The 17,767-nt window shown below is 40.7% G+C and carries 16 protein-coding genes and 1 tRNA gene; 11 read left to right on the top strand and 6 right to left on the bottom strand.

Going from position 1 to position 17,767, the window contains the following annotated elements; genetic code table 11:
- The first annotated feature begins 44 nt into the window (after positions 1-44).
- From ftsH to HCZ11_RS09855, 7 genes are all read left to right on the top strand, one after another.
- Complete coding sequence (ftsH, locus tag HCZ11_RS09885; RefSeq protein ID WP_130051090.1) at positions 45-1,982, top strand: ATP-dependent zinc metalloprotease FtsH; 1,938 nt, start codon at positions 45-47, stop codon at positions 1,980-1,982.
- A gap of 105 nt (positions 1,983-2,087) precedes the next feature.
- Positions 2,088-2,936 carry a dihydropteroate synthase gene (folP, locus tag HCZ11_RS09880; RefSeq protein ID WP_167658387.1) on the top strand — a complete coding sequence of 283 codons (849 nt, stop codon included), beginning with the start codon at positions 2,088-2,090 and terminating at the stop codon, positions 2,934-2,936.
- Complete coding sequence (gene glmM / locus HCZ11_RS09875; protein WP_167658346.1) at positions 2,929-4,284, top strand: phosphoglucosamine mutase; 1,356 nt, start codon at positions 2,929-2,931, stop codon at positions 4,282-4,284. Before folP ends, glmM begins: the two co-directional genes overlap by 8 nt.
- A 69-nt stretch (positions 4,285-4,353) precedes the next feature.
- Positions 4,354-5,103: a triose-phosphate isomerase gene (tpiA, locus tag HCZ11_RS09870; protein WP_130051092.1), complete on the top strand. Its 750-nt coding sequence runs from the start codon at positions 4,354-4,356 to the stop codon at positions 5,101-5,103.
- Position 5,104: 1 nt separating this feature from the next.
- Entirely contained in the window at positions 5,105-5,452 is a 348-nt protein-coding gene (gene secG, locus HCZ11_RS09865) for a preprotein translocase subunit SecG (RefSeq protein ID WP_130051093.1), read from the top strand.
- Between the two features lie 77 nt (positions 5,453-5,529).
- A tRNA-Leu gene (locus tag HCZ11_RS09860) sits at positions 5,530-5,614 on the top strand.
- Between the two features lie 194 nt (positions 5,615-5,808).
- Positions 5,809-6,753, top strand: a complete 945-nt coding sequence (locus HCZ11_RS09855; RefSeq protein ID WP_167658345.1) for a general glycosylation pathway protein — start codon at positions 5,809-5,811, stop codon at positions 6,751-6,753.
- A gap of 42 nt (positions 6,754-6,795) precedes the next feature.
- Here HCZ11_RS09855 and HCZ11_RS09850 read toward each other — a convergent pair whose 3' ends face one another.
- From HCZ11_RS09850 to HCZ11_RS09840, 3 genes are all read right to left on the bottom strand, one after another.
- The gene (locus tag HCZ11_RS09850) at positions 6,796-6,948 is read right to left on the bottom strand and encodes a hypothetical protein (RefSeq protein WP_167658344.1); all 153 of its coding nucleotides are present in this window, start codon (positions 6,946-6,948) and stop codon (positions 6,796-6,798) included.
- Entirely contained in the window at positions 6,948-7,790 is an 843-nt protein-coding gene (locus tag HCZ11_RS09845) for a VOC family protein (RefSeq protein ID WP_130051095.1), read from the bottom strand. The genes HCZ11_RS09850 and HCZ11_RS09845 overlap by 1 nt, the downstream gene beginning before the upstream one ends.
- Positions 7,791-8,155: 365 nt before the next feature.
- Positions 8,156-8,749, bottom strand: coding sequence for a helix-turn-helix transcriptional regulator (locus HCZ11_RS09840; RefSeq protein ID WP_205987928.1), 594 nt, complete (start codon positions 8,747-8,749; stop codon positions 8,156-8,158).
- A gap of 523 nt (positions 8,750-9,272) precedes the next feature.
- On the opposite strand from HCZ11_RS09840, the gene HCZ11_RS09835 reads away from it, so the two are divergent.
- Positions 9,273-11,495 (top strand): TonB-dependent receptor, encoded by a 2,223-nt coding sequence (locus HCZ11_RS09835; RefSeq protein WP_167658343.1) that lies wholly within the window; start codon positions 9,273-9,275, stop codon positions 11,493-11,495.
- Between the two features lie 39 nt (positions 11,496-11,534).
- On the opposite strand, the gene HCZ11_RS09830 is transcribed toward HCZ11_RS09835, so the two are convergent.
- A complete protein-coding gene (locus HCZ11_RS09830) occupies positions 11,535-11,903 on the bottom strand; it encodes a hypothetical protein (RefSeq protein ID WP_167658342.1) in 369 nt (122 codons plus the stop codon).
- Between the two features lie 49 nt (positions 11,904-11,952).
- Between HCZ11_RS09830 and HCZ11_RS09825 the strand changes: the two genes are divergently transcribed.
- Together HCZ11_RS09825 and ggt are read left to right on the top strand one after the other, a co-directional pair.
- A complete protein-coding gene (locus HCZ11_RS09825) occupies positions 11,953-12,513 on the top strand; it encodes a GNAT family N-acetyltransferase (protein ID WP_130051098.1) in 561 nt (186 codons plus the stop codon).
- Positions 12,514-12,574: 61 nt separating this feature from the next.
- Positions 12,575-14,233, top strand: coding sequence for a gamma-glutamyltransferase (gene ggt / locus HCZ11_RS09820; RefSeq protein ID WP_167658341.1), 1,659 nt, complete (start codon positions 12,575-12,577; stop codon positions 14,231-14,233).
- Positions 14,234-14,296: 63 nt separating this feature from the next.
- Here the strand turns inward: ggt and HCZ11_RS09815 are convergent, their stop codons facing one another.
- The gene (locus HCZ11_RS09815) at positions 14,297-15,499 is read right to left on the bottom strand and encodes an aromatic amino acid transport family protein (protein ID WP_167658340.1); all 1,203 of its coding nucleotides are present in this window, start codon (positions 15,497-15,499) and stop codon (positions 14,297-14,299) included.
- Positions 15,500-15,904: 405 nt separating this feature from the next.
- Here HCZ11_RS09815 and HCZ11_RS09810 point away from each other — a divergent pair, with 405 nt between their 5' ends.
- On the top strand, positions 15,905-16,810 hold the full coding sequence (locus HCZ11_RS09810; protein WP_130051101.1) for a DMT family transporter: 906 nt from the start codon (positions 15,905-15,907) through the stop codon (positions 16,808-16,810).
- Positions 16,811-16,834: 24 nt separating this feature from the next.
- Here the strand turns inward: HCZ11_RS09810 and HCZ11_RS09805 are convergent, their stop codons facing one another.
- Positions 16,835-17,713 carry an OmpA family protein gene (locus HCZ11_RS09805; protein ID WP_167658386.1) on the bottom strand — a complete coding sequence of 293 codons (879 nt, stop codon included), beginning with the start codon at positions 17,711-17,713 and terminating at the stop codon, positions 16,835-16,837.
- Positions 17,714-17,767: the final 54 nt, after the last annotated feature.

Here is a 17,767-nt window from a genome sequence, read left to right as displayed (position 1 = left end):
GAATTTAAATTAATTGGATACAAGAGGTTAACTCCTTGAGCGATATGGCGAAAAATCTAATACTCTGGCTGGTCATTGCAGTAGTGCTAATGTCAGTGTTTCAGAGCTTTAATGGTGGTGATCAGGCTGATCGCCAAACAAGTTACACTCAATTTGTTAGCGACGCTCGTAGTGGCGCTATCCAAGAAGTCTCTATTGAAAGCACAACGGGTACTATTACAGGTACCAAAACAAACGGTGAACGCTTTCAAACCATCATGCCTATGTATGATAAAGACATCTTGAATGATCTTTTAAAAAGCAATGTTAATGTTAAAGGCGTTAAGCCTGAAGAGCAGTCATTCCTCGCCAGCATTTTAATCTCTTGGTTCCCAATGTTACTGCTTATTGGTGTATGGATTTTCTTCATGCGTCAAATGCAAGGCGGTGGCGGTAAAGGTGCGATGTCTTTTGGTAAGAGCAAAGCGCGCCTGATGAGCGAAGACCAAGTTAAAACGACTTTTGCTGACGTAGCGGGTTGTGACGAAGCGAAAGAAGATGTGACTGAGTTAGTTGACTTCTTACGTGACCCATCAAAATTCCAAAAGCTTGGAGGCAGCATCCCGAAAGGCGTGTTGATGGTTGGTCCTCCTGGTACGGGTAAAACGTTACTTGCTAAAGCAGTAGCTGGTGAAGCTAAAGTGCCGTTTTTCACAATTTCAGGTTCTGATTTCGTAGAAATGTTTGTTGGTGTAGGTGCATCACGTGTACGTGACATGTTCGAACAAGCGAAAAAAGCAGCACCTTGTATCATCTTCATTGATGAAATCGATGCAGTAGGCCGTAAACGTGGTGCTGGCATGGGTGGTGGTCACGATGAACGTGAGCAAACACTTAACCAAATGCTGGTTGAAATGGATGGCTTTGAAGGTAACGAAGGTATTATCGTTATTGCTGCAACGAACCGCCCAGATGTATTAGACCCTGCGTTATTACGTCCTGGCCGTTTTGACCGCCAAGTTGTTGTTGGTCTTCCTGACATTCGTGGCCGTGAACAAATCCTTAAAGTTCATATGCGTAAAGTGCCTTTAGGTGACAACGTAGAAGCCGCTGTTATTGCACGTGGTACGCCAGGTTTTTCTGGTGCAGACCTTGCAAACTTAGTTAACGAAGCAGCATTATATGCAGCTCGTGGGAACAAGCGCGTAGTAAGCATGGCTGAATTTGATGCCGCAAAAGATAAAATCATGATGGGTGCAGAGCGCAAGACCATGGTGATGAGTGAGCAAGAAAAAGAAATGACTGCTTACCATGAAGCGGGTCACGCGATTGTTGGTCGCATGGTACCTGAACACGATCCGGTTTATAAAGTGTCTATCATTCCTCGTGGACGTGCGCTAGGTGTCACTATGTACTTGCCAGAGCAAGATCGTGTGAGCCACTCAAAAGAGCTATTAGAGTCAATGATTTCTAGCCTTTATGGTGGTCGTATCGCCGAAGCGCTAATTTATGGTGAAGACAAAGTTACAACCGGTGCAAGTAACGATATTGAACGTGCAACTGATATTGCTCGTAAAATGGTTACCCAATGGGGTCTAAGTGAGAAACTTGGTCCGTTACTTTATGCTGAAGATCAAAACGAAATGTACATGGGTGGCGGCGGTAGCCGTTCTATGAGCATGTCTGATGAAACAGCAAAAGTGATCGACACAGAAGTTCGTTTATTCTCAGATCGTAACTATCAACGTGCAGAGCAAATCCTTAAAGATAACATTGATATCTTACATGCAATGAAAGATGCACTAATGAAGTACGAAACGATTGATGCCGGTCAAATTGATGACTTAATGGCACGTCAGCCTGTACGAGAGCCGCGTGATGTTCATGACCGTCGTTCAGATGATAAAAAGCCTACAGCAAAAGCAGAGCCTGTAGCCAATGAGACAAAAGAGGATGATTCAGTAAAAAAGGATGAAACAAGCCTTGATGACAAAGCTGAATAATCGTTAAAATATACACAGCAAAAACCCCGGATGCCGGGGTTTTTTTTTAGCATTAAATTGGCTCTTTGTTAGTAGAGCAAATGCATGGAAGATTTGAAGGTAAAAATGACCGCTCTTAAATTACCCCGAGGTCGTATTTTACACCTCGATTCCCCTGTCGTGATGGGGATTTTAAATGTCACTCCTGATTCATTTTCTGATGGTGGCAGCTACTGCCAACTAGACAGCGCTGTCAAGCAAGCTCAAATATTATTAAACCAAGGCGCAAAAATAATAGATATAGGCGGCGAGTCAACACGTCCAGGGGCTCCAGATGTATCTCTTGAAGATGAGCTTGAGCGAGTTATACCTTTAGTCAAAGCACTTAGAAAAACTAGCGACTGCATCATTTCCATTGATACCAGTAAAAGTGAAGTCATGCGCCAAGCGATTATTGCTGGTGCTGACATCATTAATGATGTTAGAGCATTGCAAGAACCTGGGGCTATTGAGGTCTTAGCTCAATACCCTGAGGTGGCAATTTGCTTAATGCACATGCAAGGTCAGCCTCGCACTATGCAAAGTAACCCACACTATGATGATTTGTTTACTGATATTAATGAGTTCTTTGCAGAGCGTTTAGCCAAATGTGAGCAAGCGGGTATTCAGCAACAGCGTATTATTTTAGACCCAGGTTTTGGTTTTGGTAAAACTCTGGCTCATAATTACGAAATCTTAAATAAGTTTGATGTATTTAATCAATTCAAGTTACCGGTTCTCGCGGGGTTATCTCGTAAATCGATGATCGGTAATTTATTAAATAGAGAAACACATGAACGCTTAGCGGGAAGCTTGGCTGGTGCGCTGATTGCAGCACAAAATGGTGCGAAAATTATCCGCGTTCATGACGTACAAGAAACAGTTGATGTGCTTAGCGTTTGGCAAGCATGCACGAAAGGAATTACAAATGAGTAAAACAAGAAAGTATTTTGGCACGGATGGTGTTCGCGGTATGGTTGGTGAGTTTCCAATCACTCCTGAATTTGCATTGAAGTTAGGCTGGGCAGCAGGTCGCGTATTATCAAAAATAGGGACGAAAAAGGTTATTATTGGTAAAGATACCCGTATTTCTGGCTATATGCTCGAAACATCACTTGAAGCCGGTTTAATAGCTGCTGGCATCGATGTTGTATTATTGGGCCCTATGCCGACTCCCGCGGTGGCGTATCTTACACAAACTTTTCGCGCCGAAGCGGGGATTGTAATTAGTGCATCTCATAACCCTTACCACGATAATGGTATTAAGTTCTTTTCAAGCAGAGGTTTAAAACTACCTGATGAAGTTGAGCTTGAAATTGAAGCTATGATGGATGAACCAATGACCTGTGTTGCCTCTGATAAACTTGGTAAAGCACGTCGTTTAGAAACGGCAGATGGCCGTTACATTGAGTTTTGTAAAAGCCAATTCCCGCAAGGCTTATCACTTGAAGGTTTAAAAATCGTTCTTGATTGCGCAAATGGTGCTACCTATCACATTGCTCCTTCAGTAATGCGTGAGTTAGGTGCTGAGGTTATCTGTCATGCTTGTGAGCCAAATGGTGTAAATATTAACCTTGAATGTGGTGCAACTCACGTTGAAACCCTAAAACGTAAAGTTCTTGAGCACAATGCTGATGTAGGTATTGCTTACGATGGTGACGGTGACCGTGTAATGATGGTTGACCATAATGGGCGAATTTTTGATGGTGATGACATTGTTTATATCATTGCTTGTCAAGTAGCCAACGACGATATGTTAGGTGGTGGTGTTGTTGGTACTGTTATGTCAAACATGGGTCTTGAAAATGCCTTAAAAGCACGTGGCATTGGTTTTGCTCGCAGTAAAGTAGGTGACCGTTATGTAATGGAGTTATTGCAAGAAAATGGTTGGAAAATCGGTGGTGAAAGCTCAGGTCACGTATTAAACCTTGATTTAATTAGCACGGGTGATGGCATTATTTCAAGCTTACAAGTGTTGGCTGCGATGGTTGCTCAGAATAAAACATTGCAAGACTTAGGGGCTGGTTTTACAAAGTACCCAATGAAAATGATCAATGTGCGTTACCCACAAGGCACTGATCCAACGCAAGATCAAGCTGTCGTTGATATGGTAGCACTGGTTGAAGAACAGTTAGGTGATACAGGTCGTGTATTACTGCGTAAATCAGGGACTGAGCCAGTTGTACGAGTAATGGTTGAAGCTGAACAGGAAAAGGTTGTTCTTGATAGCGCACGCAAAATTGCCGAAGTTGTCGAAACTGTGAGCAAACAAACCGAGGCATAACAATAACCTCTTGTAACTTTGGGCAAGTCGAGTTAGTATCTTGCCCGCTTTCTAATGTGGAGTGGAATAATGGCAACACGTAAGCCGATGGTCGCAGGTAATTGGAAAATGAACGGCTCTTTAGAGCTTGTTGAACAGTTATCAACTGCTATCAAAAATGTTCAATCGGATGAACTGGATATAGTGGTGTTTCCACCATTCCCATTGTTGAGTTCTTTGCAGCAACAAAACGTAACTTTTGGATCGCAAACAGTCTCTGAAAATCATGCTGGTGCGTTTACTGGTGAAGTAGATGCCCAGTTAGTAAAAGACTTAGGCGCAACTTTTACACTTGTTGGTCACTCTGAACGTCGTAGCATATACGGTGAGTCAGATGACGTTGTTGCAGATAAGTTTGCACGAGCGCAGCAAGTTGGCTTAACACCTATTCTGTGTGTTGGTGAAAGTGAACAGCAACGTGAAGCAAATGAAACTGAATTAGTGGTTGCAGCACAAATTGATGCTGTAATTAGCAAATTAGGTGTAGCAGCACTGAAGAATTCTGTGGTAGCATACGAGCCCGTTTGGGCCATTGGCACAGGTAAGACTGCCTCTCCTGAGCAAGCGCAAGCTGTACATAAGTTTATTCGTGAGAAAATTGCTTCTTCGGATAGCGAAATAGCACAGCAACTAACCATCTTATATGGTGGTAGCGTGAATGAAAAAAATAGCGAATTATTATTTGCACAACCAGATATAGACGGTGGCCTTATTGGCGGCGCGAGTCTTAAAGCAGATTCGTTTACTGCTATCTGTGAAAGTGCAAAAGGGACCGTATAAGATGTACGAAATTTTATTAGTAGTTTATTTAATCGTTGCTTTAGCATTAGTTGGTATGGTTTTAATCCAACAAGGTAAAGGCGCTGATATGGGTTCATCATTTGGTGCAGGTGCTTCTGCAACTGTGTTTGGCTCATCAGGTGCTGGTAACTTCATGACTAAAACAACAACAATCTTAGCGACGATCTTCTTCGTACTAAGTATTGTTCTGGGCAACCTTACTGCAGGTCAAATTAAAAAGACTGATGAGTGGGAAAACCTAGAGGCTGCGCCAGCTGTTGAAACTGTAACACCAGCACAAACTGATGTGCCTGTGACAGAAGAAAAAGCGTCTGACGTACCTAACTAATTAGTTTTTACTAATTATTGTTAAGTAGTTTTCATTCCTCAAGTAAACAACAAGCTTAACAACATACAGAATTGTATGCGGATGTGGTGGAATTGGTAGACACGCCATCTTGAGGGGGTGGTGGCTTCGGCCGTGGGGGTTCAAGTCCCCCCATCCGCACCAAAATTAAAAAGCTGTAACTTAATAAGTTACGGCTTTTTTCGTTTTAGTGCTTTTTAATTATACTCTGCACTTTTATAGTGCCTTGATCATTGTTTTTAAATCTTCAAATCCTCCAATCAACTGATTATCAAGGCGTTACAAATTTGGAGCCTTCCTTGCTTAGCTTAGTGTGTCTATTATTCTAAGGAAGCAAAATGGCAAGAATGAGTTATTTAAGTGCTATAGAACGCTATGAAGAGCAACAAGTGCTTATTCATAATTTACTGCTCTCAATACTGGCAAGCGTTCAGGCATCTTTAACTAACAAGCAAGAATATCAGCAGCTAGTCAATCAATATCCATTTCTAGAATTACAATATTGCTTGAATGAACAAGGTATTCAGCAGGGTTATAATGTTTGTTTTAAACGTCAATATAAGAAAAAACTCGCGCATGTAGGGGCTGGTCAGGACTTAAGCGCTCGGCCTTATTTCTTACTTGCTTCAGCTTCGCCTGATCCCCATTTTACTTCGCCGTATATTTCGACAGCAACAAAGCATTTATGTATTTCAGTTATTAAAATGATTCCTTCCGAAAAAGGTAAGCAGCAATTTTTGGTAATTGATGTGTGTTTAACTGAGTTAATCGAATTTATTATGGGAGATATTAAGCGAGCAAGAATGACACCTTACTTCAGGGTTGGTTATGGTCTGATTGTTGGCTGTTTGTTTTGCTTGGTAACTTATCTGTTATATAAGGTGTTTGCTGGTATGGTGGATTTAGTCTTGAATGAAGATATGCAGTCAGATCCTCTTAAGCCATTTACTATTATTATCTTTGTTACTTTAGCTTTGGCTATTTTCGATTTAGGGAAAACTATACTGGAAGAAGAAATTCTTATGCATAAGGATATTTTTCGTCACAGCTCGACAAGACGCACGATTACGCGCTTTATCTCAACAATACTGATTGCGGTATCAATAGAAGCTTTGCTTACCATGTTTAAAGCAGCACTAGGGCAAACAGAGTATGTTATACCCGCTGTTTTGATGATGTTTGCTGTAGTTGGACTTTTGATTGCTCTTGCTATTTACGTTTACTTAGGTGCTAAGGCTGAAGATGTGCTTACACAGGTTCAGCGCTTAAAAGTAAAACATTAATGAATAGGGCGCTTTGTTTAAAACGCAGAGCCCTATAATTTATTAAAGTGTACCGCCAATACCAATGCTCGGATTAACATATACAGGGCCTACTTTAAACGGCGCATTAATATCTAGACTTGCATAGGGGGTGCAGGCGTTTAAAGCTAACAGTGCAGCCGCAAGAGCAGCTAAGCGAATCATTTTTTTATTCATTACATTTGCTCCTGAATTACAATACCAGCACCCGCTGGATCACGAATAATTGCGACGCTGCCATTACGGACTTTGTCATTTGGTGCCATCAGAACTATGCCGCCTGCGGCGGTTACTTTTAATAGGGTTGCATCAACATCAGCTACTTTGATGTAATTTACCCATGTGTTACCAATCTCGGCATCTGGTTTTTTTACAAAGCCAATAGCAGGTGTGCCATTTAAAGCTAAGTAACTGTAATTGCCATTGTTAAGTGGTTTACTTTGTGCTGAATAACTGTCAAGTGATTGATAAAAGGCTTTGCTTTGATCTGGGTTATCACTCCATACTTCTTGCCAAATCCAGCCGTTATCAGTTTGCTGAGTTTCTGGGTCACCATTAACTGTATTGATCAGCGAAAATACAGCCCCTTGTGGGTCTTCTAATACAGCAATAGTGCCACGGCCTTTAATTTCGGTACTGCTTACTAAGACTTTACCTCCGGCTTTGATAGTTTTTTCACTGACAGCAGCTATATCTTTGCTACTGATAAGGCTCAGCCAATGGCTGGCATTTTGCTTATTATCGAGCTCAGCAATGCCTGCAATTAACTTACCCTCTAGTGATGCTAGTGTATAGTTGTCGTTAACTTCTTTAAACTGCCAACCAAACACACTGGCGTAAAATGCTTGAGATTGAGCCAAATTGGGGGTGATTAAATCGTGCCAGACAACGTGACCTGAGTTTTTTGTTCCTGAATCACTGATTGCAGGAAGTTCGCTTGAGGTAAGCTGGCAACCTACCAATGATACCGCTGAAACAGCCAATAAAATCGCAGTTCGTAAGGGAGTGGGTAATTTCAAAATTTGCTCCTTGCAAAATAGGGTCAAATAAAAGCATAGACCATTATTTGTTTGTTATTCAATCAAAAAACAGTTGTTTAATGACCTCATTTTGATGCTTTGCCACTATTTTTATAATTGTGTTTTTAGTCTTATTAACTGTTTTGTATAAATCAGTTGAAAGTCATCGTTTGAATGTATTTAGCCTCTTAATAAGAATTCATCATAAAAGCAATAAGTTAATTATTATCTGTGTTAGCGAGTTAATATTGATTTTGAAAATTAATCACCCAGTCATCGCTTAAGTGCCAGTTACCATCTAATCAAAATGGTCAGGATGTTTAAGGTGGTTCATCGGCAGTACAGGGGTACAATTCGCCTGCAGATTAGCCTGCAAGCTTATTGATCTTATTAATATTCCTCTTGCACCACTGTAGAGCTTTTTGTTTATTTTTAACATTAATTTTTTGGTATATCTTGTGCAGGTGAACTCGAACAGTTGCTTCACTAATGAACAACGTATCAGCTATTTGATGGCATGTTGCGCCAGAGGAGAGCAAATGAAGTACTTTAGATTCTTTAAACGTTAAGTTATTTGATCGGATTTGATTTTTTTGCTCAGTTTCCAGCATTTCTCTCATCCATTTATCACTGACTGTTCTTGGAAACCACAGCGAACCCTTTTTAATTTCTTGCAGTCCTTGTTCAAAAATATCTGTTTTGGTGTTTTTATAAAATAGCCCTTTCAATTTTGGCCAGTCTTTAAGAGATAGAACGTCAGCTCTATGGGGCATGTTAAAAATAACTAGATGATGATATCCATGAGCTTTCATAAACTCACTTATTAATTCACGATTAGTCAAAGTGTCTAAAGAGTCGTAATTGAGTAGTAGAGTTTTATCATCGCTTGCAACACAGTAAGGATGAATTAAAACAGATGATACAGAATCATCCGCGTTTTTATTAATTAGAAAATCCATATTCACGTCAATAACTACCGCTAAATGATAACAAGTAATTTGTGTTCCTGATTATTACTTTTAAATAATGGAATGCCAACATAGGAAAATGTTGAGCAAATTAATGTTTAGTTAGCTTTTGATTGCTTAGGAGTATTTAATTAAACATTAGCTGAAGAAAGTATCTCCTACAAGGCGAGAAATTTCTGAAAATTGTCGTTATTTATATGAATATTAGTAAAGGTTGCTTCATGTTTGTTCATTTAAATTGTGTTACGGAGTTAGGTTCTTGAACTAAAACAAAACTAAACATTTATTTTTATTTACTATTTGCAAAGACTGCGATGACTTATAATTCTGAAATGAGATGTTAATGTGGTTTATTTATACAATTTTTGATAAAAATTAAAAAAAATATACATATTTTCACAAAACTGACATATAATACCCCTCCAGAGGAAAGATGCTTATACCTAAGCGTCTTTTTTTATGCCTGAAATTTACGGGTAAAAATACACACACACGGTATCCTTTGGAGTTTTAATTGAAATTACGTCACCTCTCACAGTTAACTGTAGCTATTGTTGCTGCATTATCTACTTCAGCTTTTGCTGAGCAAGAAAAAACCACTGCTAAACAAGATGCTTTCGAAAAAATCGAAGTAACAGCGCGTAAGCGTACAGAAAGCATTTTTGAGTCGCCAACTGCAGTGACATCAATCGGCGAAAACCTGATTGATAAAGCGAACATGAGCAACCTAGAAGACATTGGTAAATACGTACCTAACCTAAACATCACTCGTTATGGTGTAGGTAATGCGGCCCATGCATCTGTATTTATTCGTGGTATTGGTTTACAAGACCACGTGATCACAACTGATCCGGGTGTAGGTGTTTACTTAGATGGTGTTTACCTAGGCCGTCAAATGGGCTCAAACTTATCATTACCAAATGTTGAGCGTGTAGAGGTATTACGTGGTCCACAAGGTACCTTGTATGGTCGTAACACGTTAGGTGGTGCAGTAAATATTATTACTAAGCAACCTGGTGACGAAGGCATTGTAACGACAACGGCAAAAGTAGGTAGCCGTGGTCGTTTAGCCGGTGACGTTTACTTTAATAACAGCCTTACCGACACTGTAAGCATGTCTGCAAGCGTGTCTTATAAGCAACGCGATGGTGTAGGTGAAGCGATTAACCTTGCTAACCCAGAAAAAGAAATCGGTGAAGAGCAAGAACTAAGCGGTCGTATGGCGCTTAAATGGCAAGCAAGCAGCGATTTATCTTTTGTGTTCTCTGTTGATGGTGTTGATAACGAGTCAGGCCAATCGCCATATACAATTGAATTAACCGCGCCACTGGATCCGAATGACCCATTCAATGGTGATTTTCCATTGCTAACAGAAGATATGTTACCAAGCGATCCTGATGACTTAGCATCAACGGTAGCGGGTATTGAGTCGACAGCCTACTCAGGCTGGGGGTCATCTTTAACTGCTGATTGGGACATAAATAATACTTACACAGCTAAGTTCATTACCAGCTACCGTAGCTCAGAGTATGAAGGTGGTCTGGATGATGACGCTGTTGCTCTTAACTTATCTGAATTCCCTGAAGAAGGCGGCGCAGATCAATATTCATTCGAAATCCAATTAAACGGTAGTTTTGATAATATGGATTTTGTATCTGGCTTATACTTCTTTAATGAAGATGGTTTCACAAGCTCTGGTCCGTTTGTATTTAGCCCGTTTAATACACCAGATGGCTTTCTGAATGATGGTACTACAGCGTCGTTTGGTGATTACGGTTACTTTGATATTAATCAAGAGACTAACTCATACGCGGCTTATATTAATGCAAGTTATGATCTAAGCGACGATTTAACTGTAGGTGGTGGTCTACGTTATTCGAAAGATAAAAAAGAAGCCGATGCTTTGTTCCCAACCTTTGCGGCACGTAAATATGTAAGTGCAGATTTTGATGCAGTAACATGGGATTTAAATGCATCGTACCAGCTTAGCAATAACATGAACGTGTATGGCCAAATCCAAAAAGGTTATCAAACAGGTGGTTTCCCACCGCGTCCATTTGGTGGCCCTGATCAATTTGTTTCTTTCGATGAAACAAAAGCGATTAACTATGAGCTAGGTCTTAAAGGTCAGATACATGAAGACGTATCTATGATGCTTGCTGTGTTTGTTACTGACTACACAGACCTTGCATTACCATTCTCAGATCCAACTGCAGGTGGCGGCTTTGTTACTATCGTAGAAAATGCCGGAGAGTCTAAAGCACAAGGTATCGAGCTTGAGACAACTATCGCATTCACTGATGACTTTACTCTACGCAGCGCAATTGGTTACCTAGATTCAGAAATTACAGAAGTTGATGACGGTGTATTAGGTATTGGTAAAGGTGATTCACCAGCACTCACACCACGCTGGACTGTTATGGTCGCACCTTCTTATTTCATTGATTTAAGTAACGGTGGCACAGTTGCTGTAAACGCTAACTACTCATACCGTAGCGATATGCAAGGCCAATCAGTTTACAACCAAAGTGAACACATTGATTCTCGTGAATTAGTAGGTTTTAATATCTCTTACTTAAACCCGAATGGTGACTTTGAAGTAACTCTTTACGGTGAGAACGTGTTAAACGAAGTATACGATGTGGGTCGTTTACAACAATCTGGTTTTGTTGGTGTAATGCGCAGCAATGACCGCAGTGAATTTGGCTTAAAATTCAAAAAAGAATTTGAGCTTTAATTGATACAAAAAAGGGCAAGTAAATACTTGCCCTTCTTTTTAATTATTTTTCTCTTGCTCGCGTTTTTCGCGTGCTTCTCTCAATTCTTCAGCAAGTTCCTTTGCTTTTTGCTTGGTTTTTTCAGAAAGCTCACCAGCAGCTTCTTTGCTTTCAATCCATGCATCTAAGGCAATTTCTTTACCGTCGTCATACATGCTCAAGCCCATCTTTTTACTCTCTTCGAGTAACTCTTGCAGCGAGTCGTCGTTAAACTCATTGGTGGCGTCTTTTACATCGCTCCAAGCATCGGTTAGCGCCTGCTTTACTTCATCTTTTGCTTCGTTGGCATCTTTTTTGGCTTGCTCTACATCATCACAACCCGTTAAGGCAATACAGCCAAATAAAACTAAGCTTGCTAATTTGTTCATATTTTTCTCTAATGGTTAATCAACTATTAAGCAGTATAAGCAATAAAAAATGAATATAGCTAGAACAGCACGATTAAGTTTTCGGTTAATGGATGAAAATGATGCCGATCTACTTTATGAACTCGATAACGACCCTGAGGTAATGAAATATTTAACTCGTGGCAAAGTAAGCAGTATGGAGACAATCAAAGAGGTATTTATTCCTCGTATGAATGCTTATCGAAATGAGCAAAAAGGATGGGGGCTATGGCAAGTAAATATTAACGACAGCGATACCTTTATCGGTTGGGTATTGGTAAGGCCCATGGGTTTCTTTGAACAGCCTGATTTCAGTGATTTAGAAATTGGTTGGCGCTTTAAGCAAATGAGCTGGGGCAAGGGATATGCATCTGAGGCAGCACTAGCTGTTGCGCATACGGTGTGTCAGGACCCTGTAGTTAAATCGCTTTCAGCGACTGCATTGAAAGAAAATGTAGGGTCTATAAAAGTGATGGAAAAGTTGGGTCTAACTCATGTAAAGGATTATATGCATAATGATGAGCATGGCGACATACCAGCTGTACTTTATTCGTGTTTTAAAGAGCAGCTTGGGCAAGTTAATCGTAACTAATTGACCTTAAGGGTTACACATGTCTAAATGGTCAAAATAACATCAAGAAAAAGGAAGTACCATGGCAAATTTAGTCAAATACGCGGCACATCTATTCATCGTTACCGCGATATTCTTTCATCCGTTAAGCTTTGCAAAGCAAGCAGCTGTCGCTATGCCAGATAGTTACAGCAGTGATACTGCACGCGCTATTTTAGAGCAGGGCGGTAACGCTGTTGATGCTGCAATAGCTGCACAATTTGTATTAGCTGTCACCCTGCCTGAAGCAGGTAATATAGGTGGTGGTGGCTTTATGCTGATCCAAAAAGATGGCACAGGTGATTTTATTGATTACCGCGAAACAGCACCTGCTGCAGCTCATCGCGATATGTACCTTGATGATAAAGGCGATGTTATTGACAACATGTCGGTATATGGTATTCACGCAAGCGGTGTTCCGGGAAGCGTTGCTGGTATGTGGCTTGCACATCAAAAGCACGGCAGTTTAGAGTGGAAAACTTTGCTAGAGCCTGCAGTTAAGTTAGCAGAACAAGGTTTTGTGGTACATCCCAAATTAGCCGCCAGCATTGAGCGTTACATTAAGCGCATGGCTAACAAGTCGGTCAACATTAACTTTGCAGATTACTTTGCTGATGCCAAAGCAAACAAGGTATTCAAGCAGCCGGAACTTGCCGCCACACTGAAACGTATTCGTGATCAAGGTAAGGCTGGCTTTTATGAAGGTGAGACTGCAAAGATCATTGCTGATTTTATGAAGCAACATGGCGGTATTATTAACGAGCAAGACTTAAAAGCCTATCAAGCTAAATCACGTACACCAATCAAAGGCAATTGGCGCGGTTACGAAGTGCTCACATCGCCACCGCCAAGTTCTGGTGGTATTGCTATTTTACAGTGGCTAAAAATGTATGACCTTGCAAAACCAAAGGAAAATCTTGAACACAACTCTACAGCGTATGTACATATTTTGGCTGAAGTAGGTAAACGCGTGTTTGCTGATAGAGCTGAATATTTAGGTGACCCAGATTTTTATGAAGTGCCAAAAACAGCTCTACTTGCAGATGATTACCTTGCTAAACGAGCAAGAACAATTCGCCCAGATGTCATTTCAACAACCGAGAATATCAAACCAGGTTTGTATGAAAGCGAGCAAACAACGCATTTTTCCATTATTGATAAATGGGGCAATGCAGTCGCTAATACCACGACGATAAACCTTAGCTTTGGTAGTGGTGTGGTTGTATCGGGCGCTGGTTTTATTTTGAATGATGAAATGGACGACTTCAGTGCCAAACCAGGTGTGATGAATGTATTTGGTGCAATTGGAGGCAAAGCTAACGAAATTCAACCTCATAAACGTATGTTAAGCTCAATGACACCGACCATTCTACTTCAAGATAATAAAGTTAAAATGGTAACTGGCTCTCCGGGTGGTACCACGATTATTAGCTCTGTGTATGAGTCTATTTTAAATGCGGTTGAGTTTGATATGACTGCAGAGCAAGTGGTAGACAGCCCACGCTTTCATCACCAGTTATGGCCTAAAAATGTGATTAGATACCACACAGGTCTTGAACCAAAGGTTGTTAAAGCCCTAGAGAAAATGGGTTATACACTTGATGAACGCCATTTTGGTGATATGCATGTAATCATCAATAAAGACGGTAAATTAGATGCTGCATCTGAAGCATCTGGCCGTGGTAAGGCGATGGTGTTTTAATTAAACTTTAAACCAGATACAAAAAAAGCACCCGAGGGTGCTTTTTTCGATTTGATGAGCTGTTTAACCAATAGCTGGAATAAGCCCCGCCATTTGTAAACCTTGAGCACTAATAATAAGCACACCAAACAGGGCGGCGAGTGCTAAACCAATATTACCGCCTTTAACTTGGTAACCCGCATCAGGTTTGCTGCTTCGTTGCTTATAGACCATAGCAACCGGTAAAAACACCGCTAAGATAACCAGTGCAATGGCGGCGTAGCCAAGTGCCATGATAAACCCTTGTGGATAGAATAGCGCAAAGCCTAGTGGTGGAATAAAGGTGATCAAGGCGGTTTTGATTCGATCTTTACTGCCATTACCTTTTTTAAATGCATCAGCAAAAAAGTCGAATAAACCTAAACTTACCCCTAAGAAAGACGTAGCTAATGCTAAATCAGCAAAAATGTTCACAGCTGTGGCAACATGTGGGCTGTGAGCAATGCTAGCGACACTGCTAACAAACCCAGGTAAACCTTGGCTTTGAAGTAAATCGCTTTGACTCATCATACCTTGGCTTAGTAATTGCCAAAAAATATAAATCACTAAAGGAAGTGCTGCGCCTGCCACCATTACTTTACGAAGTGTTTTAATATCTAAACCCACGTATTTCACAATCGACGGAATAGAGCCATGAAAACCAAACGAGGTAAACACCACCGGGATTGCAGATAAAATCAGACCTTGTTCAATCGGCATTTCAAGTAAGTGTTGGCCGTGAACATAAGGCGTCAGCATGTAAAATAAGCTGGCTAATACACACACTTTAATCGTGAACAGTACGCGGTTAAGCTTATCAACTTTGCTGGTACCGAGTGTCACCACAGTACCAATCACAATAGCCAGAATAACTGAACCAACTTGTGGCGCTAAAGAAAGCGATAAACCATTGTTGAGCTTTTCTTGTAATTGCGCGCCGCCACCTGCGATATACGCGGCGCATAATGCGTAAAACAAAAACATTACTGAAAAGTTTGCCACCCATTGCCCACGTTTACCTAACCATGATTTAGCTAACGTATTGAGGGTTGCATCTCTGTCGGCATATTGATGTAGCTCTAGCATCAGTAATGCTGTGTAGGTCATTAAAACCCAAGTTAAAAAGATGAGTGATAACGCTGTTGTGAAACCAAGCCCAGCAGAGGCTATAGGCAATGCCAGCATCCCTGCACCTATGGTGGTGCCAGCAACAATTAACATGCTACCTATTGTTTTATTTTTAAGCACTTTATGACCCTTAAACTTCGTGAGAGGCAAGCAAGATATAACTTGTTTAACAAAACTTAAATAGTTTTGTTATAAATCAAAGAAATTAAATGTAACCTATGATTTACATGTGCAAACAGGCTGTTGAAATCAGCAAAGAACTTTTTGCCAAATAGCATGAGTATCAGTGTTGACAAAATCACCATTTAGGCAGATTCTTAAGCTTCTTCAACTTACTTTTTAAATACCGTGATGCAACTAAACCAACGACCAACAAACAATTGTACGCGCCTGCTTATGTCAGTCGTGTGGTCTGTGATGCACTGCGGTTAATTAAGTAAGTCTTACTAACCGCGTTCTAAGCGGTTGGTTATTTCCCTTTTAAATTCTCTTCCGCTTTTTTCGCCTTTTTAAAGGAATAAGCTTGTGCCTGTTAAAGCCTCATATTTTTTAATGGTGGTGATTTGGTCAACAACACCACTGGGTATTGTTTGGAGTAGTGAAACGGTAGCACCAACCCTGGCTGTGTTTTTACGCATGCTGGTGGGGCTGGTGTTGGCTTCGTTTGTCGTTGCTGTAGCCAACATTCGAGTACCTTGGCATCGGCGTGCTTTATTCCTTTATGGCTATTCAAGCATAGGTATTTTTGGTGGTATGTTATTAAGCTACATGGCTGCTAAAACTGTGCCTTCAGGCTTAATATCATTGATGTTTGGCCTTGCACCGATTTTATCGGGCTTACTTGCGCAAAAGATTCTGAACGAGCCTAAGTTTAGTGCCATTAAGCTTAGCGCACTTGGCTGTGCCTTAATTGGTTTGTTTTTAGTGAGCCAACGCCATATTCAAGGTGGAGTAGAGCAGTTAAGTGGCCTGTTATATGTGTTTATGGCAGTGTGCTTTTTTAGCTTAAGTGGTGTGATGATCAAGCGAGTAAGAATAGCCATTCACCCAATGGCTACAACATTTGGTGCTTTGGTATTTGTAACCCCACTGTTTTTTATTACTTGGTTGCTTGTAGATGGTCAACTAAATAGCCAAGTATGGAGTGCAAAGTCACTGTACTCAATTGTTTACTTAGGCGTGTTTGGTTCATTAATAGGTGCGCTGGCTTATTTTCATGTCTTGCAAAAGTTGAACGCCAGCACAGTAGCGTTAACAACTTTGATCACGCCAAGTTTTGCAATCGCGATTGGTGGTTTGCTTAACGCTGAACCAATTGACCAAGCACTGATTGTTGGCGCGACAATCATTATGGTTAGCCTAGCGTTTTTTCAGTTTGGCGATAAGTGGCTAAAGCGCTTTAAACGCGTGAAGTCGGTAGAAATAAGTTAAGGCAAGTAGCCGCTACGGCGGCTACTACATTTTTGCAATTTGAATGACTAAACGACGGTTTTTGTTTCGGTCTAAAATGTTGTCATTGCTGGCGACATGGCGCTTTTCACCGTAACCATCGGTATCTACTTTGCTTTCATCAATCCCTAAACTAACAATGTAATCTTTAATGGCCTTCGCGCGTTTTTTCGATAACTCTAGGTTGTTCCAGCGACCACCGTAGCTATCGGTGTAAGATGATATTGAAATAGATTCAATGTTGGTGTCGTACTTTAAGTACTCGCCAATTTTATCCAAGCGTTTTTGCGATGATTTAGTTAGCTTGCTGGTATTAGGTTCATAATTCATGATTGTGAACGAAATATCCTCAAAGCTGTATGGCAGCATAGCATCTCGGCATTGTAAAAACGCCCAATATGCTTGTTTAAAGTTAACACTCGATAAGCCAACGGCAATTTTATCGGCACTGTTTTGCCAGTCTTGGTAATAAAATGTAGGTTGATAACCTTTTTCAAGTTCGGTAAGCATTTCCCAAGCGGTTTTATTGCCAAGCTCGCCATCAAACTTACGTAATAGCTTCATATTCGCCAAGTCGCGAGCAGGCATTCCTGCACGCCAACTAGGAGGTACAGCTTTTAGACCTGCAATACTGTAGTTGTCTGGGCGTACGACCATATCAAGGTTAAAGTTTACGTCTTTATTTTTACTGGCAGTGGTTCTGAAAATTGCTTCACCATAGTAAGGAACTTCATGATTTAATTGGCATTCTAAGCGAGATGTTTTAACCATTTGCCAGTTCGACATATCAGCATTAGCGGTATATTCACGCATGGCTGCATGCGCATTTATACTTGCAACTGAGGTTAATAGGCCTAGGCTTAAAGGAAGTAATGAAAGCTTCATCACGGTAATTCTCCAACAAATCATCAATGCCAAATAATTGGCAATTTTTGTGTT

The sequence above is a fragment of the Pseudoalteromonas sp. HF66 genome, assembly GCF_011806445.1.
GTDB lineage: Bacteria > Pseudomonadota > Gammaproteobacteria > Enterobacterales > Alteromonadaceae > Pseudoalteromonas > Pseudoalteromonas apostichopi.
The sequence above is the reverse complement of the archived record's forward strand: the minus strand, read 5'-3'. Positions and strand labels throughout refer to the sequence as shown.

Excerpts from the sequence above, each read along its gene's own strand:
- ftsH (WP_130051090.1), top strand. The coding sequence starts at position 45 with ATGGCGAAAAATCTAATACTCTGGCTGGTCATTGCAGTAGTGCTAATG.
- folP (WP_167658387.1), top strand. The coding sequence starts at position 2,088 with ATGACCGCTCTTAAATTACCCCGAGGTCGTATTTTACACCTCGATTCC.
- glmM (WP_167658346.1), top strand. The coding sequence starts at position 2,929 with ATGAGTAAAACAAGAAAGTATTTTGGCACGGATGGTGTTCGCGGTATG.
- tpiA (WP_130051092.1), top strand. The coding sequence starts at position 4,354 with ATGGCAACACGTAAGCCGATGGTCGCAGGTAATTGGAAAATGAACGGC.
- secG (WP_130051093.1), top strand. The coding sequence starts at position 5,105 with ATGTACGAAATTTTATTAGTAGTTTATTTAATCGTTGCTTTAGCATTA.
- HCZ11_RS09855 (WP_167658345.1), top strand. The coding sequence starts at position 5,809 with ATGGCAAGAATGAGTTATTTAAGTGCTATAGAACGCTATGAAGAGCAA.
- HCZ11_RS09850 (WP_167658344.1), bottom strand. The coding sequence starts at position 6,948 with ATGAATAAAAAAATGATTCGCTTAGCTGCTCTTGCGGCTGCACTGTTA.
- HCZ11_RS09840 (WP_205987928.1), bottom strand. The coding sequence starts at position 8,749 with ATGGATTTTCTAATTAATAAAAACGCGGATGATTCTGTATCATCTGTT.
- HCZ11_RS09830 (WP_167658342.1), bottom strand. The coding sequence starts at position 11,903 with ATGAACAAATTAGCAAGCTTAGTTTTATTTGGCTGTATTGCCTTAACG.
- HCZ11_RS09825 (WP_130051098.1), top strand. The coding sequence starts at position 11,953 with ATGAATATAGCTAGAACAGCACGATTAAGTTTTCGGTTAATGGATGAA.
- ggt (WP_167658341.1), top strand. The coding sequence starts at position 12,575 with ATGGCAAATTTAGTCAAATACGCGGCACATCTATTCATCGTTACCGCG.
- HCZ11_RS09805 (WP_167658386.1), bottom strand. The coding sequence starts at position 17,713 with ATGAAGCTTTCATTACTTCCTTTAAGCCTAGGCCTATTAACCTCAGTT.